Source organism: Paenibacillus sp. FSL H8-0259 (assembly GCF_037963255.1).
Classification (GTDB): Bacteria; Bacillota; Bacilli; order Paenibacillales; family Paenibacillaceae; genus Paenibacillus_AQ; species Paenibacillus_AQ phytohabitans.
Map to the genome: position 1 here is coordinate 3,044,398 of NZ_CP150147.1, position 23,859 is coordinate 3,068,256.

General features: G+C 58.9%; 2 protein-coding genes (1 of these 2 only partly in view). Both read left to right on the forward strand.

Translation table 11 applies throughout. The annotated features are described in order from the left end of the window. Positions 1 to 18,357 (forward strand): SDR family NAD(P)-dependent oxidoreductase, encoded by an 18,357-nt coding sequence (locus NSU01_RS12705; protein ID WP_076244329.1) that lies wholly within the window; start codon positions 1 to 3, stop codon positions 18,355 to 18,357. Then, a protein-coding gene (locus NSU01_RS12710; RefSeq protein ID WP_076244332.1) for an SDR family NAD(P)-dependent oxidoreductase crosses the window boundary here: on the forward strand, positions 18,354 to 23,859 show its 5' portion. It continues 7,841 nt past the right edge of the window; only the first 5,506 of its 13,347 coding nucleotides appear in the window; it begins with the start codon at positions 18,354 to 18,356; the stop codon falls past the right edge of the window. The genes NSU01_RS12705 and NSU01_RS12710 overlap by 4 nt, the downstream gene beginning before the upstream one ends.

Below are 23,859 nucleotides of genomic sequence, written 5' to 3' on the forward strand. Positions count from 1 at the left end.
ATGACAACAACAGAATTCCGGTTTCAAAGCGATCATCCGATCTTGGCCCATCATCAGGTGATGGGCAGCGGCATCCTGCCGGGATTGGCTTACATTGATATCTGTTACCAATGGTTCAGGGAGCAGGGATATGATTGCGCAGAGCTGGAGCTGCGCCAGGTTACCCTCTTCCGCCCCGTAACCGTCCGGGAGAACGAGGAGATCCGGCTGCAGCTTCATTGTGTGGAAGCGCAGAAGGGACAATGGCAAATCCGGGTGGAAGGCGAAATTACCGGGACGGAGGAAGAGTCCGCCGGGCCTTTCATGACCGCCGAGATGCACCGCTGCCCGCCGGTGCGGTTCGAGCATTCGGTCGATGCGGACCGTATCCGTTCTTTGGCTGGCAGCAGGACAGATATGGCGCTGCTCTATGAGCAGTGCCGGGCTCTCGGACTTGTACATTCCGGATTCATGAAGGCGGAAGGAAGGCTGTTTGACGAGGCCGATTCGCTCTTGCTGGACCTGGATCTCCCGCAGGATAGCCTCGGGGAAGCAGATAGCTTCATGTTCCACCCGGCACTGCTCGACGGAAGCTGCGTCGGGGCCGGGGCACACTTCACGCAATTGGCGGAGGACCGGCGGCTGTTTCTGCCTGTCTACATCGAATCATTTTGTGCTGCGGAGCTGATTCAAGCGAACTGTATGGCCGTAGTCAAGCATTCATCGGTAATTCAACGGGATGGACTATTGTCGTTTACGCTGGCGTTTTTTAACCGGGATGGCCGGCAAATCGGCGAGCTGAAGAATATTACGAACAAGCTGGTCCGCGGCGGGGAGGCAGAGGGCCCTGGTCAGCTCCTTCCCCGGCAGCCGCAAGAAGCTTTGCCGGACGTAACGGAAGCGGCTCAGAGCGCGGCTGCCGCCGCACGCCGTTTTCTCGTCAGCCTGATTGCGGAGCGGATGGACCGGGACGAGAAACAGATTGATGTGCGGGCGGGCTATTTTGAAATGGGGCTTGATTCGGCCTCCATGCTTACACTGGCCCAGGCTGTGGAGAACCGTCTCGGGACGGCCATCTCCCCGACGCTTCTATTCGAGTACCCGACGGTTGAACGCTTAGCGCAGTATTTGGGAGCTGCCTATCCGGAGCAGCTTCGTCCGGAGGAGCCGGAGCTGAGCACGAATCTGCCGGCTGCAGACGGCGGCGTATGGCCTGTGAATTCCGGTGCGGCTGAACCGGCAGCGCACGCGTCTGCTCGCGGTGATGACATCGCGGTCATCGGCATGGCCGGGCGATATCCGTCCGCTGCGAACCTGGAACAATTCTGGGCGAATCTGACGGCCGGCAAAGATTGTATCCGCGAGGTTCCGTCTTCCCGCTGGAAGTCAGAGCGGCTGGCGGGCCTTCGTTCCGCCTCGGGGAAGCCGATGTCCCGCTGGGGCGGATTCATCGACGATCCGGATTGCTTCGATCCGCAATTTTTTAGAATTACGCCGAGAGAGGCGGAGACGCTCGACCCTCAGGAGCGGCTGTTTCTGGAAACCTGCTGGGAGACCATCGAGGACGCGGGCTATACGCCGGATTCATTGGCAGTACCGGCAGGACCGCATCAGCGCCGCCGCGTCGGGGTATTTGTCGGTGTGATGCATAAGGATTACGCGCTGCTCGGGGCTGAAGCGGCGGCGCAGGGGCACCCGTTTCCGCTATCGCTGAACTATGCCCCCATAGCGAACCGCGTGTCGTATGTTTGCAATTTTCATGGACCCAGCATGGCCGTCGATACGGTATGCTCCTCCTCGCTGACTGCGGTTCATCTGGCCATGGAGAGCATTCGGAGCGGAGACTGCGAAGCCGCATTGGCAGGCGGCGTCAATCTGTCGCTCCATCCGGCCAAATATGCCACTTACGGCATGATGGACATGCAGGCCAGCGACGGGCGCTGCCGCACGTTCGGCAGCGGCGGAGACGGCTACGTGTCGGGAGAAGGAGTCGGCGCCGTTCTGCTCAAGCCGCTCAGCAAGGCGATTGCGGACGGTGATCATATTTATGCTGTTCTGAAAGGAAGCATGATCAATCACGGCGGCTCGGCGAGCGGCATTACCGTGCCTAACCCTGTGGCCCATGCCGATTTGATCGGTGAATGTCTCCAGAAGGCCGGTGTCGGCGCGAGGTCGGTTTCGTATATCGAGGCTCACGGGACGGGGACGCCGCTGGGCGACCCGATAGAGATGGAGGGACTCGTTAGAGCATTCCGCTCCCATACGGACGATACCCAGTTCTGTTCGGTCGGCTCCGTAAAATCGAATATCGGCCATGCAGAGTCGGCTGCCGGCATTTGCGGGCTTCAGAAAGTCATTTTGCAGCTTTACCACCGGATGCTGGTGCCTTCGCTGCATGCGGAGGAGCTTAATCCATATATCGATTTTGAACGGTCTCCTTTCTATGTACAGCGGAAGCTCGCGGCATGGGAGCGGCCAGTTGTGACGGATAAGGGCAAGGAGATAAGCCTACCGCTGCGGGCGGGCATCAGCTCGTTTGGAGCCACCGGCTCCAACGCCCATCTCCTGCTTGAAGAATACGACCCTGCGGCTCACGCGGCAGGCACGGTCCCGGTCAATCCGCCACTTGGTGAGAACGGCCAGTGTCCCGCGCTTGTATTGCTCTCCGCCAAAAACAAGGAACGTCTTCACGCATATGCCGGCAAGCTGGCCGGCTATTTACAGCCGGATTCGGATTACCGCGCCGTTGATCTGCATGCGCTGGCCTACACGCTTCAAGTCGGCCGTGAGGCGATGGAAGAACGCGCTGCCTTCCTGGTGAGGGATTTACCGGAGCTTGTCGCTGGGCTGCGCCTGCTGGCAGTGGGAGAAGAGAGCACCGGCTCAGTATGGCTTGGCCGGTCGGGATTTGACGCGGCTGAGGACCGGCTCGTTCCGGAGGCGGCTGCTGAAAGCTTGGCTTCCGCTGCCGCCGCATGGGTCCACGGACGGGAAGTCGACTGGAAGAGGATGTACGGTGAATCCGTACCTCTTCGCCTGAGCCTGCCATCGTACCCTTTTGCCAAAGAACGGTATTGGGTACCGGTATCCGGCCATCCAGCGGGTGCCAGGCTGTCCGCTTCGTCCTTGCTGCATCCGCTGCTCCACGAGAACGTCTCGGACTTCCGGGAGCAGCGCTTCCGGACGGTCTTTACCGGCAGCGAGTTTTTTCTGGCAGATCATATTGTGAACGGACAGCGTATGCTTCCCGCCACAGCATACCTGGAAATGGTCCGGGCCGCTGTGGCGATGTCTGCCGGCGAAATGCCGGAAGGGCCGCTCCGTATCCGGTTGAAGCATATTGTCTGGTCTAACCCCTTCATCGCAGGCGAAGGAACGGCAAGTGTCGATATCGCGCTTTTTCCTGAGACGGACAATGAAATTACATTCGATATCTTTAGTCATGCGCCGGGAGAGGAGCCGGTTGTGTACTGCCAGGGAACTGCGGTAATTGCTTCCGGCACCGTAGAAGCCGCCCGGATGGATCTGGACCGGGTTCGCTCGGAATGTGCGGAGGATAGTCTGGATGCGCCAGCACTATACGGGCTGTTCCGGTCGATGGGAACCGAATACGGCGCAGCCCACCGCGGAGTGGACAGGCTTCAGCTAGGCGAGGGCCAGGCGCTTGCGCGGCTGACGCTGCCGGCGGAAGCGGCTGCTTCAGAGGCCTATGTCCTGCATCCAAGCTCTATGGATGCGGCACTGCAAGCCTGCATCGGACTTGCTCCGGCGGCGGGGGCGGCAGGGGCGGCAGGCAAGCCTTTGGTTCCATTCGCGTTGGAAGAGCTGGTTATTCACGGTGCCTGCACGGAACGGATGTGGGTCTGGACCCGCTATAGCCCGGGAAGCGGGACTGGCTCTCCGCTGCTCAAATATGATTTGGACCTCTGTGATGATCAGGGCAGTATGCTCGTTCAGCTAAAAGGCTTATCCGTTCGTCCGCTGGAGCTTGAAACGCTCACGGGTACGAAGACAGAACCGGCTTCTACTCTGCTGCTGCATAAAGAATGGGAAGAACGGCCGGCTGCCTTCGCGCATAGTTTATCCGGCCCGGACGTTAAACATCTCGTTGTCCTTAGCGGACAGGAGGCGTTCGATTTAGCCGCGCTTCGTGCCAATCTGGATGGTGCAGAATGCGTCCAATTTCCTCATGAGGAGGAGGGGACGGCCGCCCGTTACCGCAGGGCTGCGGCCGCTCTGCTCGAGCATCTTCAGCGCATAGGCCCAAGCTCTCCGGCGGAGAGGCTGCTTATTCAACTCGCGGTCCCGAACCAGGGCGAGCTCCGGCTGTATGCCGGACTTTTCGGAATGCTGAAAACGATGCAGCTGGAGAACACTGCTCTGGCCGTGCAGCTGATTGAGCTGGAACCTGGGGACAGTGCCGGTTCCCTCGCGTACAAATTGAAGCAGGACAGCACAGATTTGGAGTACGAACATATCCGTTACGAGCATGGGAAGCGGCATGTGGCCATTCGCCAGGCGGTTGACATTTCCGGCGGAGATGCTCCTCATTCGCTGCCTTGGAAAGATGGAGGCGTCTATCTAATCACCGGCGGAGCGGGCGGGCTTGGCCTGATTATTTCCAGGGAAATTGCACATTCTGTTACCGCTCCGTCAATTATACTGGCTGGACGCTCCGAGCTGGACAAGGCAAAGGAGGCGGAGCTTGACGAGCTGCGCAGAAGCGGTACCCGCGTCTGTTACGTGAAGACAGATGTCAGCGACTTTACGGCAGTTTGCAGTCTAATGAACAGCATACGCTCCGAATATGGCACGCTGAACGGCATTGTACATAGCGCGGGCCTGGTTCGTGACCGTATGCTCATGCACAAAACAGCTGCGGAGCTGCAGGAGGTGCTGGCACCGAAGGTGGACGGGCTTGTTCATCTGGATGAGGCCAGCACCGGTTTTCCGCTCGACTTTGTTATCGCCTTCTCATCGGCAGCCGGGAGTCTAGGCAATTCCGGTCAAGCGGATTATGCGGCGGCCAACGCTTTCATGGATGCTTATGCCGGGTTCCGCAATACGCTCTACCAGTCCGGCAAGCGGAACGGCCGGATGCTGTCGGTTGGCTGGCCGCTGTGGGCGGAAGGCGGAATGAGGCTGGAGGCACAAGCGGAGACAGCACTGCTTGGAAGCAAAGGCCTGATTCCTCTGCTGACGGCCTCCGGCATCCGGGCATTGTACCGGGCATGGGCTGCACAGAAGGATCATGTACTGGTACTTGAGGGAGACGCTGCCCGTATGCTGGACATCGATAAGCAGCAGTCCGCCACATGGGAACAACAGACCGGCGCCGGTGCGGACGGGACTTTGGCCGAAATAGATGTGCTTTACGGCTTTGCAGTACGGTACCTCACCAGGTTGTTGGCCGAAGTGACCAAGCTGCCGGTCAGCCGGATTGATGACGTCACCTCCTTGGAGGAGTACGGCATGGATTCGATCGTAGCGATGCAGCTGACTGCTGAAATGGAGAAAGGATTCGGGACACTGCCGAAGACTCTGTTCTTCGAATACCGGAATTTGCAGGAATTGGCGGCATATCTGACCAAAGCTTACCCGGGCAGGATATCCGCATTGTCAGGCGAACCGGCCGGGCTGAAGGAGACAGCAGCCGCCAAGGTTCCGGCTGAGACTGCAAAAGACGGCACGGTGAAGAGGCTCACGCCCCGCTCCCGGCCATCCGGCAGACTGCACCGCGGTAATAGCGAGGATACCGCTGCAGAAGCGGCGGGTCTGCCGGCTGCCGCAAAGGATATCGCCATTATCGGCTTGTCGGGACGTTACCCGGGAGCATGGGACTTGGAGGAGTTCTGGCAGGTACTGAAGGACGGCAGGGATTGTATTACCGGAATTCCGGCTGCGCGCTGGGATAACAGCCGCCACCGCAAAGGGAGCGAAGGCCGGAACGCTGAACGTTGGGGCGGTTTTATCGATGGCGTCGACGAATTTGATCCGCTATTCTTCAACATCTCCCCGCGCGAAGCGGAGATGATGGATCCGCAGGAGCGGCTCTTTCTGGAGCGTGTCTATGAAGCGATGGAGGATGCGGGCTATGTGCGCCTGACAGGCGGAGCCTCCGCCCCGTATCATACGGGCAGTGTGGGCGTATACGTCGGGGTCATGTACGAGGAATATCAGCTGTATGGTGTTCGCGAGCAGATACAGGGAAAAGCGGTGGCACTTTCGGGTAATTCGGCATCCATCGCCAACCGGGTGTCGTATTATTGCAATTTTCAAGGACCGAGTATGGCGGTTGCCACCATGTGCTCGTCCTCTCTGACGGCGATTCATCTGGCATGCCAAAGCTTGCGGCTGGGCGAGTGCAAGATGGCCGTAGCCGGCGGTGTCAACGTATCGGTTCATCCGAACAAATATATATTGCTTGAGCAAAACCAGTTCGTGTCGAGCAAAGGCCGATGCGAAAGCTTCGGTATCGGGGGAGACGGCTATGTGCCCGGCGAGGGAGTCGGTGCCGTGCTGCTTAAGCCGCTCGATCAGGCAATTGCCGACGGCGACCCGATCTACGGCGTGATTAAAGGAACGGCCGTCAATCACGGCGGCAAGGTGAACGGCTACACCGTCCCGAATCCGAACGCCCAAGCGGAGGTCATCGGCAAAGCGCTTAGGGAAGCGGGACTCGATGCCCGGGAACTCACGTATATCGAAGCGCATGGAACGGGCACTTCGCTGGGCGATCCGATTGAAATCGCGGGGTTAGCCAAATGCTTCGGGACCTATACGCAGGATAAACAATTTTGTGCGATCGGGTCGGTCAAGTCGAATATCGGCCATTCCGAAAGCGCGGCCGGCATTGCCGGACTCACCAAGGTGCTGCTGCAGCTGCAGCATAAACAGCTCGTGCCATCGCTCCACTCGGAAGTGCTGAATCCTAATATCGATTTTACGAATACGCCTTTTACCGTTCAACGGGAGCTGGCAGAATGGCCAAGACCACTGCTTAACCTGGACGGAACGGCGAAGGAGCACCGGCGGACAGCGGGCCTGTCATCGTTCGGCGCGGGCGGCTCGAATGCCCACATCATTATTCAGGAATACGTACCGGCCGGAACGGAGGCAATGTACGGGGAGTCTGCGGGTACACCGGTGCATCCTGCGCTTATTCTGTTATCCGCAAGAGATGAGGAGAGGCTCCGGGAGCAGGCGAAGCGGCTTGTCGAGGCGATACGCTGCAAAGGACTGTCTGATACGGATTTGCCGCATTTGGCGTATACACTTCAAGTCGGCCGCGAAGCCATGGAGGAACGGCTGGCGCTTGCGGCGGTGACGATGGCGGATGCGGTGCAGAAGCTGACGGCTTACGCAGAGAACCCTGCGGCAGCCTCCCTGGACATATACCGGGACGGGATCAGACGCAATAAAGAAATGATGGCATTGCTCGCCCAAGATGAAGATATGGCTGCTGCAGTGGATCATTGGATGGCAAAAGGCAAATGGAACAAGCTCCTCGGGCTCTGGGTGAGGGGCGGGGCAGTGGAGTGGTCCCGGCTTTACACCGGTTCGGGCTTCTTGCCGCGGCGGTTGCGGCTGCCTTCCTATCCTTTCGCCAGAGAACGGTATTGGGTTGCCGGCGGACAAGAACATGCCGATGTATCCGGCGGCAGTGCCGGGCAAGCTTATCTTCATCCTCTGCTGCATGTAAATACATCTGATCTGGCAGAGCAACGGTATACTTCTTTGTTTACGGGGGCGGAATTTTATCTGGAGGATCATGTGGTGAACGGGCAATCCATGCTGCCTGCCGCCGCTTTGCTGGAGATGGCACGTGCTGCCGTAGAAGACGCGGCTGCAGGCGTGACGGACGAGCCGACAGCCATCCGGCTGTCCGGCGTAACGTGGCCCCGCCCGCTTATCGCGGGAACACAGCCCGTTCAAGTGCATATCGGACTCCATCCCGGTGAGCGGGATGAAATTATGTTCGACATATACGGGGACGGGGAAGACGGCAGTGCGCCGGTCTACAGCAGCGGCCGGGCAGAGCTGTATGCTGTAGAAGATGCACCGCATCTAGACCTGGACGCCCTTTATGCGGCCTGCAGCGGGCAGCAGTTCGATGCCGGTACCGTGTATGAAAGCTTCCGCTTAAGGGGGATCGGGTACGGGCCCGGCCACCGGGGGATCGAGAGGCTGCACACCGGCCGAGGACAAGTGCTGGCCGAGCTTACGCTGCCTGACTTTCTGGCGGGGACTGAGGATACCTATATGCTGCATCCGAGCTTGCTCGACTCGGCGCTTCAAGCGTCGGCAGGACTGCGCCTCGCTGAGGCTGACGCAGGAAAGGCAGCGGACGCCCAGGGGCTCTATCTGCCTTTCGCTTTGGAGGAGCTGGAGGTGACGGGAGCGTGCGCTTCCCGGATGGTTGCCCATGTCCGTTACAGCGATGGAAGCCCGGCAGACGGTAGCGCCGACAAATTCGATATTGATTTATGCGACCGGAGCGGGAAGGTCTGTGCCCGGTTAAAAGGGTTCACGGTTCGTAAAACCGGTCCGGAAGCGCTGCGCCTGCTGGAAGAAGGAGCGGCAGCAAGCGAGTCGAAGCCGCAGATGCAGACATTAAGCCTGCTGCCGGTCTGGGATGCCGTTAAACCTGAAATGAGGCAGGACAATACACGGGATGGGGAAGGATTATTAGTGGTCGGAACACCCGGGGTGATACGCGACCGGGTGATGCAGCACTTTGCCGGCGCTACCCTGATGGAGCTTATGGGGGGAGAAACGGCGGATATGATTGCGCAGCGGCTTCAGGCGCAGGGTCCGGTCCGCCATGTGGTGTGGATTGCGCCGCAGAATACGATCGAATCTCCTGCCGATGAAGCATGGATTGGGGAGCAGGAGCGCGGGGTGCTGCAAGTATTCCGCCTGATCAAAGCGTTTCTTCAATTAAAATATGGCGGCCAGCCGCTGGAATGGACGCTGGTGACGGTGCAGTCGCAGCCCATCCATTCCTGTGACCCGCTGAAGACGGCACATGCCGGGGTTCACGGACTGGCAGGGTCAATGGCCAAAGAATATCCGGGCTGGCAGATACGCGCTGTCGATCTGGAAGCGGGACGGGAGTTCCCTGTTGAAGACATGTTCAGGCTTCCGGCGGAACCGCAAGGAAATTCCTGGGTCTACCGTACGGGCGAATGGCACAAGCAGAAGCTCGTCCCGATTCAGGAAGCCGCTTCCGAACCGACGCTCTTCCAGGAGGGCGGCGTGTATGTGGTAATTGGAGGCGCAGGCGGCATCGGCCAAGCGTGGAGCGAATATATGATCCGTACCTACCAGGCCAATGTGATATGGATTGGAAGGCGGGAGAAGGATTCCGGCATTCAAGCCGGCATCGACCGGCTTGCGGCTCTGGGTCCGGCACCCGGATATATTACGGCAGATGCGGCCGACCTGCAGTCTTTTCAGCGCGCTTATCTTGAGATCAAGCAGCGCTATTCCCGCATTAACGGCATTGTGCATGCGGCGCTTGTGCTGCGGGATCAGTTACTTGCGAACATGGACGAAGAACGTTTCCAGGCGGCCCTTGCCGCCAAGGTAGATGTATCTGTGAGGATAGGCCAAGTATTCCGGGACGAGCCGCTCGATTTCGTGCTGTTCTTCTCCTCCATCAATGCGTTTGCAAGATCCGCAGGACAAAGCAATTATAGCGCAGGCTGCGCTTTTAAGGATGCATATGCCAGCTATTTGGCAGGAGTGTGGCCGTGTGCCGTCAAGGTGATGAACTGGGGATATTGGGGAAGCGTCGGAGCTGTCGCATCCCGGGAATACAGCGAGCGCATGGCTAACAGGGGAATCGGCTCCATCGAGCCGCCGGAGGCAATGGCTGCGCTGGAGTCGCTGCTGGCCGGTCCGGTGAATCAGATGGCACTGGTCCGGACGGCGAACCCCGGGACTATGGAAATGATCGATGTCCGGCAGGCAGCCTCAGTCTATTCCGCACAAGCGGATGCTTCACCGGGCGCCGGCATATTCCATCACATGGCGGAAGATATCCAGGAAGGGCAGACCCGGCAGGCCAAAGCGCTGAGCAGCCCGGCGGCCCGTGAGCTGGAACAGCTGATAGTGCGGCTACTGCTCAAGCAGCTTCGTACAACCGCTGCCCCCCTTGCTAACGGCAGGCTGGAGCGGCAGGCGATGTTCGGTAAGTGGCTGGAGGCAAGTGTACAACTGCTTGCGGAGCACGCTGGAGTGTCCGATCCGCTGAATGAATTGCCTGAGGAGGAGACGGCTGCACTCTGGCAGGAGTGGAGCGGCCGCAGGCAGGAATGGCTGGACACCGAAGGGTTAGAAGCACAGGTTATCCTGGCGGAGACGATGCTGCGCGCGCTGCCTGATATTCTAACCGGGCAGCGGCCGGCCACAGATGTCATGTTCCCGAATTCCTCCATGCATCTGGTCGAAGGAATATATAAGAACAATCCCCATGCCGATTACTTCAACGGCGTATTGGCCGGCACGGCTGTCGCCTATGTGGAGCAGCGTATCAGGCACAATCCGTCCGCAAAGATCCGCATTCTGGAGATCGGCGCAGGGACCGGCGGAACGAGCAGCGGGGTGCTGCGCAAGCTGGAGCCTTACCGGGACCGGATCCAGGAGTACGCCTATACGGATCTCTCACGGGCGTTTCTTCAGCATGCAGAGAAGGAATACGGCCCGCGTTATCCTTATCTGGCTTATGGCATCTTTAATGCCGAGAACGGCATTCAGGAGCAGGGGTATGCGGCCGGCGTCTACGATGTCGTCATCGCGGCGAATGCTCTGCATGCGACCAGAGATATCCGCACGGCGCTGCGCAATGCGAAGGCGCTGCTGCGGAGCGGGGGCATTCTGCTGCTGAACGAAATCACGCGCAGCGATTTGTTCACCCATATCACCTTCGGTCTGCTGGAAGGCTGGTGGGCGTATGAAGATGCTGCGCTGCGCGCGCCGGGTTGTCCGGGGCTTGCTCCAGATACGTGGCAGGCTGTTCTCGCCGGGGAAGGGTTCGGGCGGATCATCTTCCCGGCCGGTGCCGCCCATGACAAGGGGCAGCAGATTATTGCGGCGCACAGTGACGGGATCGCAAGGCAACGTCTCCAGGCCCAGCCGGACGGCAGTCCAAAGGTTCATAAGGAAGTAAAGGCGATTCATGCGGCAGCAAAAGTTGAAGCCGTTAGCTTCCAAAGGAACCAACCTGCGGCTGCTGCGGAGGCTGCGGATACCCGTGTGCCTGAGGAGGAGCTGCGCGCGCGAAGCCGCAGCTATTTCAAACGGCTGATCGGGGACGTGCTTAGACTGCCGGATCACCGGATCGACGCCTCAGAACCGTTCGAAAGCTACGGCATCGACTCGATTCTGGTCGTTCAGCTGACGGATTCGCTGCGCGGAGTGTTACCTTCGGTCAGCTCAACCTTGTTTTTCGAGCACAGGACGATTGATTCGCTGGTCGAGCATTTCATTCTGACACAGGAGGACGGATTGCGGAAGCTGGTCGGCATGGAGAACGGCATTGCGGTGGCAGCCGGATTACCGGAAGCTTCTGCGGCCGGTCCGGGAGCCGGTTCCGCGCCTTCTGTGCATTCCGCGCCGCTTCGTCCACCTACGGCATCCTTGATGACCAAGCGCCGGTTTGTTTCCAGGACGGCAACGGAGCCGGAATCGATACCGAGGCCGGTATCAAATTCGGAATCCAAGCCATCGTACGTGCAGGACGTCGCGGTTATCGGTTTATCCGGCCGGTTCCCGATGGCCGGCGGGGTGAACGAATTCTGGGAGAACGTGAAGCAGGGAAGAAGCTGTATCTCTGAGATTCCGCCGCAGCGGTGGGATTGGCGAAGTTATTATAACGAAGAGAAAGGCAAGAGCGGATCGATGTATACCCGGTGGGGAGGCTTTCTTGAGGATATCGACGCTTTTGATCCGATGTTTTTCCGCATATCGCCGAAGGAAGCCGCCCAGATGGATCCTCAGGAGCGGCTGTTTCTTGAATCTGCTTACGCTTCCGTAGAGGATGCGGGCTATACGCCTGCGAATCTTAGCACCAGCCGGAAGGTCGGAGTATTCGCCGGGGTGATGAATGGCAGCTATCCGACAGGGGCCAGCTACTGGTCGATTGCCAACCGGGTCTCATACCTGCTGAACTTTCAGGGGCCAAGCATGGCGGTCGATACAGCCTGTTCGTCTTCCTTGACGGCTGTGCATCTGGCGCTGGAGAGCCTCTACAGCGGGATGAGCGAATGCGCCGTCGTCGGCGGTGTTAACCTGATCGCGGACCCGGTCCATTATCTGAAGCTGTCGGCTGCAACCATGCTCTCCCCTGGCGATACCTGCAGGGCGTTCGGTGCGGGAGCGGACGGCTTCGTCGATGGCGAGACCGTGTGCACAGTCGTGCTTAAACCGCTGGAGGCCGCCCTTGCAGACGGCGATCATATCTATGGCGTTCTGAAGGGAAGCGCCTTGAACGCAGGCGGGCGGACGAACGGCTACACGGTTCCCAGCCCGGATGCTCAGCGCGGGGCGGTCTCAGAAGCGCTGCGGCGCTCAGGCGTTCCGGCCCGAACCGTTACGTATGTGGAGGCGCATGGCACGGGGACGGCGCTCGGCGATCCGATCGAAATTTCCGGTCTTACCAAAGCGTACGAACGGGAAACGTCCGACAAGCAGTTTTGCGCTATAGGCTCTGTGAAGTCCAACATCGGCCATACGGAAAGCGCTTCGGGCATGGCAGGGCTGGCTAAGGTGCTGCTTCAACTGAAGCACCGCAAGATTGCGCCTACTCTGCATGCGCAGGAGACCAATCCGGATATTACATTCGGCGAGACTCCGTTCTTCGTTCAGCAGGAGCTTGGGGAATGGCAAAGGCCGACTGTGGAGCTCGGCGGCATCCGCAGGGAATTTCCGCGCCGTGCGGGCATTTCCTCCTTCGGAGCAGGCGGAGCGAATGCCCATCTGATCGTTGAAGAATTTGTTCCGGAGGTTCGGAGCGAAAGACCCGCAGCGGCTGCACCAGGCCGTCCGTTCCTGATTGTGCTGTCAGCGAGAAACGGGGACCGCCTGAAGGAGAGAGTCCAGCGTCTGCTAGCGGCGGCCGAAACGAATGGCTATTCTGATGCCGATCTTGCGGACATCGCCTATACGCTGCAGGTCGGACGCGAGGAGATGGAGGAACGGTTAGCGTTCACAGCGTTATCAATGGCCGACCTGCACCTGCGGCTTCACGAATATCTGCGCGGGGACGGCTATCAGCCAGAGCTGCACCACGGTCATGTGAAAGCGAACCAGGAAGTGCTGGCGGCGCTGACGGCGGATGAGGATATGCAGGAAACCGTGGACAAATGGATTCGGCACGGCAAATTCGCCAAGCTCCTCGACCTATGGGTCAAGGGCTTTCGTCTGGATTGGAGCGGGCTGTATGATGGTCTGCCGGCTAAGCCGCGGCGCATATCGCTGCCGACCTATCCTTTTGCCAGAGAACGGTATTGGATGGAGGGAAGTCCCTTCCCTGCGGCACCTGCCATGGACACAGCCGGTGCGCAGCTGGTACTCCCGAAGAACAGTCAGGCCGAAAGGCCGAATCGTCACCCGGCGCCGCAGGAGCAAGACGAACCCATGATCTTTGAGGAAATCTGGGAGGAAGAGACCGGGGCAGAAATGCCTGCTGCCGGGCAAGTTCAGCTTGAAACGGTTGTGTGCTTCCTGTCGGACCGCCGGAGTCAGCAGATTCTATCCAATGCGGTGAGGCTTAGCTCACCTACTGCACGCATCGTCTTCGTGAGCGAACAACCAGACGGCGGCGAGCGGCTTGAGGATACGTACAGGGCCCGGGGAGACGATAGCGCCTCCTTGGCTGATGCTTTCCGTGACATAGCCGTCAAGTATGGTAACGCTGATGCGCTGCTCTACATGTGGCCGCTCGAAAATCCGCAGCATATTCAAGATCCGTCTGCACTTGTTCATACCATTCAGGCACTTGCCTCTACGAAGTTCGAGGTGCGGAAATTAATAGCTGCGGCTGCCTTTGCGAACGGGCTTGAGCGCTGCTATGCCGAATCGTGGATCGGGATACAGCGCTCGCTTGGGAATGTGCTTCCCGATACGTCTATGGGGGTATGGCTGGCGGAGGCCGGATTACACGGGCAGGACGCGGGCATGAAGGATTGGCTGGAGCAAATAGGCGCAGAGCTGCGCTCTTCCAGCGTACGGAATGTGCTGTATGTTGAAGGTAAGCGTAACGTCTGCACAGTACGCAGGGCAACAGATCATGTCTGTGTTCAGCCGGTATGGAAGAAGGGGGGCACCTATTTAATTACAGGCGGCTGCGGGGGACTTGGTTATCTGTTCGCCGAGCACGCCGCCAGGACGCACGGGGTTCAGCTTATTCTAACCGGACGTTCGGCTGTGGATGACACAATTAAGAAGAAGCTCGGGACACTGGAGGCACTGGGCAGCAGTGTCGAATACGTGCAGGCAGACCTATGCAATCTTCCGCGTATGCAGGAGGGAATCGCCCGGGCCAAAGCACGGTTCGGCCCGATTAACGGAGTTATTCACGCTGCGGGTATCCAGGTGAACCGCAGCGTTATGGAGAAGAGTGCGGAGGAATTCCGGCAGGTGCTTCTTCCGAAGACGGAGGGAACGGCTATCCTGGACGAGCTGCTGCTGGAGGAGCCGCTTGACTTCTTCTGTCTGTTCTCTTCAACCTCTGCCGTACTGGGTGACTTCGGTTCCTGTGACTATGCCGCCGCCAACCGGTTCCAGATGGCTTATGCGGATTACCGGAACGCCCTGCGGAAGCAGGGGCTGCGGCGCGGCCATACGGCTGCCGTTGGCTGGCCTCTATGGAGAGACGGGGGCATGGGCTTCTCGGAGGAAGAGCAGAGCGGCATGTATCTGAAAGCGAGCGGACAGCGGTATCTTGAAGCGGAAGAAGGGCTTGCTGTATTCAGTGATCTCATCTCTAGGGCCGGCGGCCGCTATCTGGTACTTGCCGGGGACAGCAGAAGAATCGGGCGCTTTCTGGGCACCGGTACCTCTTCAGCGGACTTCGTGCCTGCATCTTTCGTCCGCTCAGGGAGCTCAGCGGAGTATGCGCAGGGTCCTCTCCGACTGGAGGAGTACATGGAGCGTGATCTGAAGAATCATATCGGCAGCCTGCTCAGCATTCCGCTGAATAAGCTGGATTCCGGGGAGAATCTCGTAGACTATGGCTTCGATTCCATCTCGCTCACGCAGTTCGCCAGGCTGCTGGCCAAGCAGTATGAAATCGACTTCGGGCCTTCGTTATTTTACGCCTATCCGACGATTGAGAAGCTAAAAGAATATTTGCTTACGGGCCATGAGAATGCTGTCCGGTCCTATTACCTGCGCGCTGAAGAAGCGGATGTGCAGGCAAGTCTGGAACCTGTTGTCAACGAGGTGTCCGGTGAGGTTTCCGGTGAACAGAAATCTGCCCTGGTATCCGAATCGTCCGGTTCGCCGCAGCCGGAGGCGCAGGTGTCGAAGGGCGCTTCAACTGCCGGTATTCCGGAGCCGGTTGCAATCATCGGCATGAGCGGGAGGTTCCCCGGCGCATCCGACATTGACACCTTCTGGAGCAATCTTGTGACGGAAACAAGCGCCATTTCGGAAATACCGTCCGAACGATGGGATTGGAGGAAATATAGCGGCGATCCCCGCAAGGAGCCGGGAACCAGCGTGTCCCGATGGGGAGGGTTCATCCCGGATATTGACCGGTTCGATCCTTTGTTCTTCGAGATCTCGCCCAAAGAGGCGGAGCTGATGGACCCTCAGCAGCGGCTGTTCCTCGAAGAAGCCTGGCATGCTCTGGAAGATGCGGGCTACATGGGCGAAAGGATCAGAGGGAAGCTCTGCGGTGTGTATGTGGGAGCGGAAGAGAGCCAATATGCTGATGTCACCGGAGGGGAAGGGCAGATCAGCTCCAATCAGAATGCAACCTTGTCGGCACGGATCGCATACAAGCTGGATTTGAAAGGGCCGAATTTCACGTTGACGGCTTCTTGCTCCTCCGGCCTGGTAGCAGTGCATCAAGCCTGCCTGGCGCTGCGGAGCGGGGACTGCGACATGGCGGTGGCGGGAGGCGTCAGCCTAACCGTATCGCCCCGTATGTATGCCGGACTCGGCAAAGCGAACATGCTGTCGCCGGACGGTACGTGCAGCGTATTTGACGGCAGGGCCAACGGACTCGTTCCGGGCGAGGCAGCGGCAGTTGTCGTCCTCAAGCCGCTGTCGAAGGCAATCGCGGATAATGACCGCATCTACGGCACGATCAAAGCAAGCGGTGTCAATTATGACGGCCAGACGAATGGGATTTCCGCTCCGAACCCGTTAAGCCAGGAGCAGCTGATTAAGCAGATTTATGAACGCAGCGGCATACGTCCCGAACAAATCGGGTTTCTGATGGCACACAGCGTTGGCGCGAAGATCGGAGACTCGATCGAAATGGAGGCTCTTTCGTCTGCATTCCGGAAGCTTAGCGATGTGAAAGGCCACTGCGCTGTCGGTTCCGTCAAGCCGCTGATCGGTCATACCTTCGCCGCTTCGGGGGTTGTCAGTCTAATCGCAATGGTGACGGCACTACACCGGAAGACGATTGTGCCGGTGTCCGGCTTTGAATCGCTGAGCGAGCTGATTTCATTCAAGGAAAGCCCGTTTTATATTGCGCAGGAAGTGCGGGAATGGACATCCCGGCCCGGCCAGGCCAGACTTGGAGCGGTATCCACGACCGGAATTAGCGGGACGAACGCGCATGCCGTGATTGAAGAATATATTCCTTCATTAACGGAGCCGCAGGGGGAGTGCCCTTCACCGGCGGCTTATGCCGTTATTTTGTCCGCGCAGAACGATGAACGCCTGCAGGCGGCGGCCCGGCAATTAGCAGATTATATGGACAGCGGCCGTTCGGCTGACGTCGCTTTGCGCGACCTGGCTTATACGCTGAGCGTGGGCAGAGAGGCGATGAAATGTCGTCTTGCGATAGTGACACCATCGAAAGAAGCGTTGGTGCAAGGCTTAAGCGCTTATATCGACGGAACGGCCGCAACGCTTCCCGGCGGGCTTGCCATCTATGGCGGAAGTTCGGGAACTCACGGACATCAGACGCCTGCATCCGCCACTGCCGGGACAGCCGGTAAGGCGGTGAGGGAGCGCGACCTTCTCCAGCTCGCCTCGCTTTGGGCCGGGGGGATGCAGGTGCCGTGGGCTGAACTGTACGAAGCCGGAAGCGCCAGAATCGTTTCAGCTCCGGGGTATCCTTTCAGAAGAAGAAAATGTTGGCCGCAAGAGAACCGTAACATATCCGTTCAGCATATGGCTGGCAGCCTGCCTCCTTCGGGGCCGGACGGCGGCAATAAGGCGGCGGAGCTGTACTCGTTCAACACCGTCGACCGCTCGGCGGAATTTCAGGAAGAATATTTAACGTTTTGCCCGTTCGAATCGCGGATTCCCGGCTTCTCGATGAGCAGGGTGATGCTGAATCCGGAGCGGTATCCGGATGAAGCAGCCCTTGTCAAGGATAAACAGATCGAACTGCGGCAGGTATTGTTCTATAAAGCGGATTTCCGCCGTGTCCGCTCCGTACTGGATATCGGCTGCGGCCATGGTACCGATGTCATTCAAATCGCTTCGCTGTATCCAGATATCCAGGCGCACGGGTATACCATTTCGAAGGGACAGGCGGAGCTGGGCAACAAACGGATTGAAGGGCTGAATCTAAGCTCCCGTGCAGCAATTTATCACCGGGACAGCACGGTTGACCGCTTCCCTGACTGCTACGATCTCGTCATCGGGATTGAGGTGTGCTGCCACATCCCGGACAAAACCGCCTTGTTCGCGAATATTGCCGCTTCCTTGGCGGAAGACGGCCAAGTGCTGCTGATGGATTTCATCGCGAATCTGCGCGGGCCGATCGTAGATGCGGACATTGGCATTGCGATTGCGACTGCGGCGGAATGGGCCGGCGTGCTGGCGCACTGCGGCCTGGCTATCGAGGAGATTATCGACGTTTCGTCCCGGGTCGCCAATTATTTGTACGATCCGGATTGCGAGCGGAACACGGAAGGATTAGTTCCGGTCGCGCGTGATTCGCTGCGCAGCTACGCCAATAACGCCATCTCGCTCGAGCGGGGCTGGACCAGCTACTGCCTGTTCAAGCTCTGCAAGGAGACGGCGATGACCGAAGCGGAGCTGAAATCGTTCAACGAAATCAGAATCGCGCACAAAACCCCGTACGCGGAAGCGCTGAACGAAATGAAGCATCTCGGGCAGAAGAGCTATCCGCCGGCGTCTATAACGCAGCAGGAGAGACCGTTGAAGGGAGCAATCTTATGATTTCTGGGAATAGGCCGGATTCACTTGAAGAAAGGCTGGATGTTGTTAGAGAAAGCTTGGTGCTCGTATTCGGGCAGGTCCTTGGTTTGGACCGGGAAGAATTGCTGGAGGCGGAATCGCTGAAGGAGCTTGGCATCTCGTCCGTTAATTTGGTCGAATTGCTGGAAGCAATCAACGTACGCTTCGATTTGTCACTCCCGACCAGCATTCTCGTCGAATGCCATCATTTCGAAGCGTTGGCCGTTTATGTCGCCGGGCAGCTGCACGCAAGCGGTGCTCTGCCGTCCGCCGGGCCGGTAACGAAGGTGCCATCAGAATACGCGGCAAAAATAACGGGTCCCGCGGTGGACTTCGTTCCGGTTCCCGGACCGGCCGGAATGCCTGCCGGTGCACCTTCCCGCGAGGAGAAGGTGCAGCAATCGCAGCAACAGGGGAGTGTACCCCGGCCGCCGGAGACGGACCCTGCAGGGTCCGTCTCCGGCGGGATCGCCGTCATCGGGCTGTCGTGCCGGACCGCCGGGGCTGCTAATCAAGACGAGTTCTGGGAGATCGTTTCGCAAGGAAAGGACTGCATCCGGATGATGGACAATCCGGAGTGGATCGCTTACATCCAAGCGCATTCCTCCTCGCCTGTGCCCCTCCGGTATGGCGCTATGGACGGTATCGAGCACTTCGATCCGCTGTTCTTCAATATATCGCCCAAAGAAGCGGAAGCGATGGATGCGGCGCAGCGCATCGTTCTGCAGGAATGCTACCGTGCGCTGGAAGATGCCGGATATGCCCGCCAGGGCGGACAGGTCGGCACGTTCATAGGCTCGATGGGGTATCCCTCTGCGCAGGATTACTCCCACCATACTATGCTGGGCACCGACACGAGTATTATGGCGGCCCGCATTGCGTATTGCCTGGATCTCAAAGGTCCGGCGCTTGCGGTCAACACGGCATGCTCTTCTTCCCTGGTCGCCATCGACCTTGCTTGTGAGAAGCTGCGGAATGGCGCTATTGATCTGGCCATTGCCGGCGGAATAACGATCTATACCCATCCCGGTGCCTTTCTGTTCATGAACAATGCCGGCATGCTGTCTCCTACGGGAATGTGCCGCCCGTTCGATAACGATGCGGATGGCATCGTCGTCGGTGACGGCGCAGGCATCGTCATTCTAAAAAGGCTTGAGGACGCTCTGCGCGACAACGATTCGATCTATGGAATTATTCGCGGGAGCGGCACCAATCAGGACGGTCAAACTTCAGGCATTACGGCGCCGAGCTTCCTCTCCCAGAGCAAGCTGCAGCAATCGGTGTATGAGCGGTATGGAATCAACGTGGAGGATATTCAATATACGGAAGCGCACGGAACGGCCACGAAGCTGGGCGACCCGGTTGAAATTCATGCGCTGAGCCATGCGTTCGGCAAATTTACATCGAACAAACAGTATTGTGCCATCGGCTCGCTGAAAGGCAATATCGGGCATACGACCGCCGCCGCAGGCGTGCTTAGCTTAATAAAAGTGCTGCTTAGCTTCAAGCATATGCAGATGCCGCCTTCGATCCACTTCCGCAAAGAGAATGAGCATATCGATTTCGCAGGCAGCCCTTTCTACGTGAACACCTGTCTGCAGGAATGGCCGCTAAACGCGAAATCGTCGCGGCTCGCTGCGGTAAGCTCGTTCGGCTTCAGCGGCACGAACGCGCATCTCGTCGTTGAGGCGCATGAAGTAGCCGTGCCGTTGGCGGATGACAGGCCGGCTGCCGTGGAACAAGGCTTGTTCATGCTCTCTGCGGCCAGCGAGGCAAGCTTGCGGGAGTACGCCCGGTCTGTGCATGCGTATTTACGTTCACACCCTGACGTGGACACCGGGAGCTTCCTGTATACGTATCAAGCCGCCAGAACCCCGATGGAATACCGGCTTGCGGCCGTAACCGGCAGCGTAGCCCAGCTTACGCAGCAATTGGAGGAACTGGCCGGGGAGCACCGGCTTGCTCCGGCACCGGCACTGGGCCGTTATGCCGGAGCGGCCGGCAAGAAGGAAGGCACCGATCTCGCCGACACGGCGGAAGGCAGACAATTCCTGCAGCAATTGCTGACGGGCGGGAAATACAAAAAATTGGCGGAGCTGTGGGTTGGCGGAACCGATGTGGGACAGGCTGTCCTCCAGTACCGCCATACGGCCGCCCAGCGGCTGGCGGGATTGCCGACACATCCTTTTGCCCGGGAAAGGTTTGCTATTCCTGACATCAAGCCCGTATTGAGCACAAGCTTGGCGGATAGGCTTGGTCCGGCAGCGCCGGGTCATCCTTTGCTGCAGCACAATACGTCCGATCTTGCCGGGCAGAAATTCACCTCCGTGTTCACGGGGGACGAGTTTTTCTTCAGGGATCATGTCGTCAACGGCCAGCGGCTCCTGCCGGGATCGGCCTATCTCGAAATGGCCCGGGCCGCATTGGAGAAGTCGGCAGATGCTGCCGCACAGCAATCGCTTCGGGCCGGAACGGCAGGAATCCGGCTTCAGCATGTCTCGTGGTCCCGTCCTCTCGCCGCAGGGGAAGAGCCAGTTCACGTTCATATCGCGCTGTATCCGGAAGAGGACGGCAGCGTATCCTTCGAGATCACCGGCTCCTCAGCCGAATCCGGGGACATTGCGGCCGTACACAGCCAAGGCCGGCTGATGCTGGAGGCTTCATCCGAAGCGCGGAGCGTGATCGATTTGCATGCGATCCGCTCGCAATGTGGTACAGCGCGGATAACTGCCTCCGAAAGCTATGATCGGTTCGAAGCGATGGGAATCCGGTATGGCCCGGCCCACCGGGGATTGGAAGAAATGTATATCGGCAAGGGACAGGTGCTCGCCAGGCTGAAGCTTCCCGAAATGGTATGGGGAACGGGCGATGCCTTCGTTCTGCATCCGGGCATGCTGGATTCCGCTTTACAGGCGTCGCTCGGGCTGCTGATCGGGGAAGAAAGTCGGGCGCCCCTTCGCCCGCTTCTCCCCTTTGCCGTGGAGAACGTGGAGGTGATCAGTCCATGCCTTTCGTCGATGTGGGTATACATCCGCTCAGGTGAAGGAGAGGTGTACGGCGGCGTTCGGAAGCTTGATGCCGACCTATGCGATGAACAAGGAGCCGTATGCGTGAAGATCAGAGGTTTCTCCGTTCGTGCTTTGGATCACCCGGCGGAAGAAGATTCAACGGAAACGCTGCTGCTTGAGCCCGTCTGGGAAGAGCAAACAGCGGGCCAATCCGATCAGGGCAGCAGAACGGCACCGTTCGATCTTCATCTCGTCATGCTGTGCGGGCAGCAAGAGCTGGCAGACAGCCTGGATGCTTGCTGGAACGGCAGGCCGCTTAGCCGCCGCTGGCGCATTTGCAATCTGGTTGCTGCGGAGGAAGAAACCTGTCTGCGTTTCAGCCGGTACGCAGCGCTGGCACTGAACGAGCTGCAAGCCGTTGCGAACGATTCTTCCATCGGCTCGGCTCTGGTGCAGCTCATCATCTCCGGCAAGGGCGAAGAGCGGCTGCTGTCTGGATTGGCAGGAATGCTGCAGACGGCCGCCCTGGAGCATCCGAAGCTTGCCGTTCAGCTGATCGAAGCGGAAGCCGGAGCCGGAAGCAGTGCTCCGGACTTCGCCATTCAGCTGCAGAACGACGGCGGAAGCCCGCAGGACACGAGAATCCGCTATCAGAACGGCATCCGCTATGTATTACGGTGGGATGAGCTTGAAGCATCCGGCGGGCTTGCGGCTGAGCCGTGGAGAGAGAATGGAGTGTACTTAATTACAGGCGGCACAGGCGGCCTCGGCCGGCTATTCGCCAGAGAGGCAGGCCGGCAGGCCAAGCAGGCAACGCTTGTTCTGACCGGACGGTCTCCGCTCGATGCGGATAAGGAGGAGCAGCTCCGGCAGCTTCGCGCCACAGGCGTCCGGGCAGAATACCGGCAGGCCGACATGAACGACAGGCAGGCCATGTTCGGCCTTATACGGGATATCGGGGAACGCTTTGGCAAATTGCATGGTATTATCCACAGCGCGGGAATCGTGCGTGACAGCTTGATCGTGAATAAGGGCATACAGGAGCTTGCGGACGTACTGGCTCCTAAAGTAACCGGTTTAGCCTATCTGGATGAGGCGACCCGCCATCTCGAGCTAGACTTTTTTGTGCTGTTTTCGTCCACTGCGGGCAGCATGGGGAATGCCGGTCAAGCCGATTATGCGGCAGCCAATGCCTATATGGATGCATTCGCTGCATACCGCAGCGAGCTGGCGGCAGCCGGGCAGCGCCAAGGCCGCACGCTGTCTATCAATTGGCCGCTTTGGAAGGACGGCGGGATGAGCGTGAGCGAAAGCACGGTGAAGAGGCTCCGGGAGACGTTCGGCTTCGTGCCGCTTCAGACGGACAGCGGCTTCTCCGCCTTTTATCGCGCCTTCGCTTCAGAGCGAAGCCAGGTCATGGTCGTCCAAGGCAAGCCGACACAATTGCGGAGCGCCTTGCACAAGCTGGCGGCTAGCTCAAAGGTTGGGGCAACCCCGTCCCCGGCGCCAGCTCCTGTGAAGCGGAATACGGATGGCGATACGAAGCAGAAGATTCTCGCTGCCGCAGTCCGTGCCGTATCCGGGTTGCTCACCGTCCCCGGCAGCGAGATTCATATCGATACCGATTGGGACGAATTCGGCTTCGATGCGCATCAGATGCAAACTGCCGCAGTGAGCATAGGCGAGGCCGTCGGGTTCAAGGTAACGCCAGTCGAACTGCTTGAATATCCGACCATTCGCCAGCTGGCAGAGCATTTAGCGGAACGTATGCCTACTCCAAGGGAAGCTGAACCACTGGAGGCTCCTGAAGTGCATGCGGAAGGGGTTTCCTCCGCGCCTGCCGACTTGCCGGCCGCATTCCGGGAGCAGGCGGTCCAATATTTTAAAAAGCTGCTCTCGTCTGCGATCAAGCTGCCGTCCCACCGGATCGACGAGCATGTCCCGCTGGAGAAGTACGGGATCGATTCAATTATGGTGATGGATCTGACCGGAGAACTGGAGAAAGTGTTCGGCCCCTTGTCCAAAACGTTGTTTTTTGAATACCAGAACCTTGCCGCCTTAACGGACTATTTCCTCGGGGTGCATCAAGCCAAACTGAAGGAGCTTCTGGGCTCCGGCAGACCACCTGCGGATGATAACAGAGCTGCTGCCAAGACAGCACCTCCGGTGACCGGGCTTATCCGGCCTTCTACAGGGAGGCAGCCCCGTTCCCGGGTTTCACCGGCGTTGGCGGCGGCAGGCAGCCCTTCCCCGTCATTAAGGCAGCACGGGCAGGGCGGTCCAATCGATATTGCCGTTATCGGCATAGCGGGACGTTACCCGGGAGCGCCGGACGTGGCGGAATACTGGCGCAATTTGCAGCAGGGACGGGATTGCATTACGGAGATCCCGCCGGAAAGATGGGATCACTCCCTTTATTTCGACGAAGATAAGAACAAGCTGGGCACCACTTACAGCAAATGGGGAGGTTTCCTGG

Bases quoted from the DNA above. Each gene is read 5' to 3' on its own strand.
- NSU01_RS12705 (WP_076244329.1), top strand. From the start codon at position 1: ATGACAACAACAGAATTCCGGTTTCAAAGCGATCATCCGATCTTGGCC.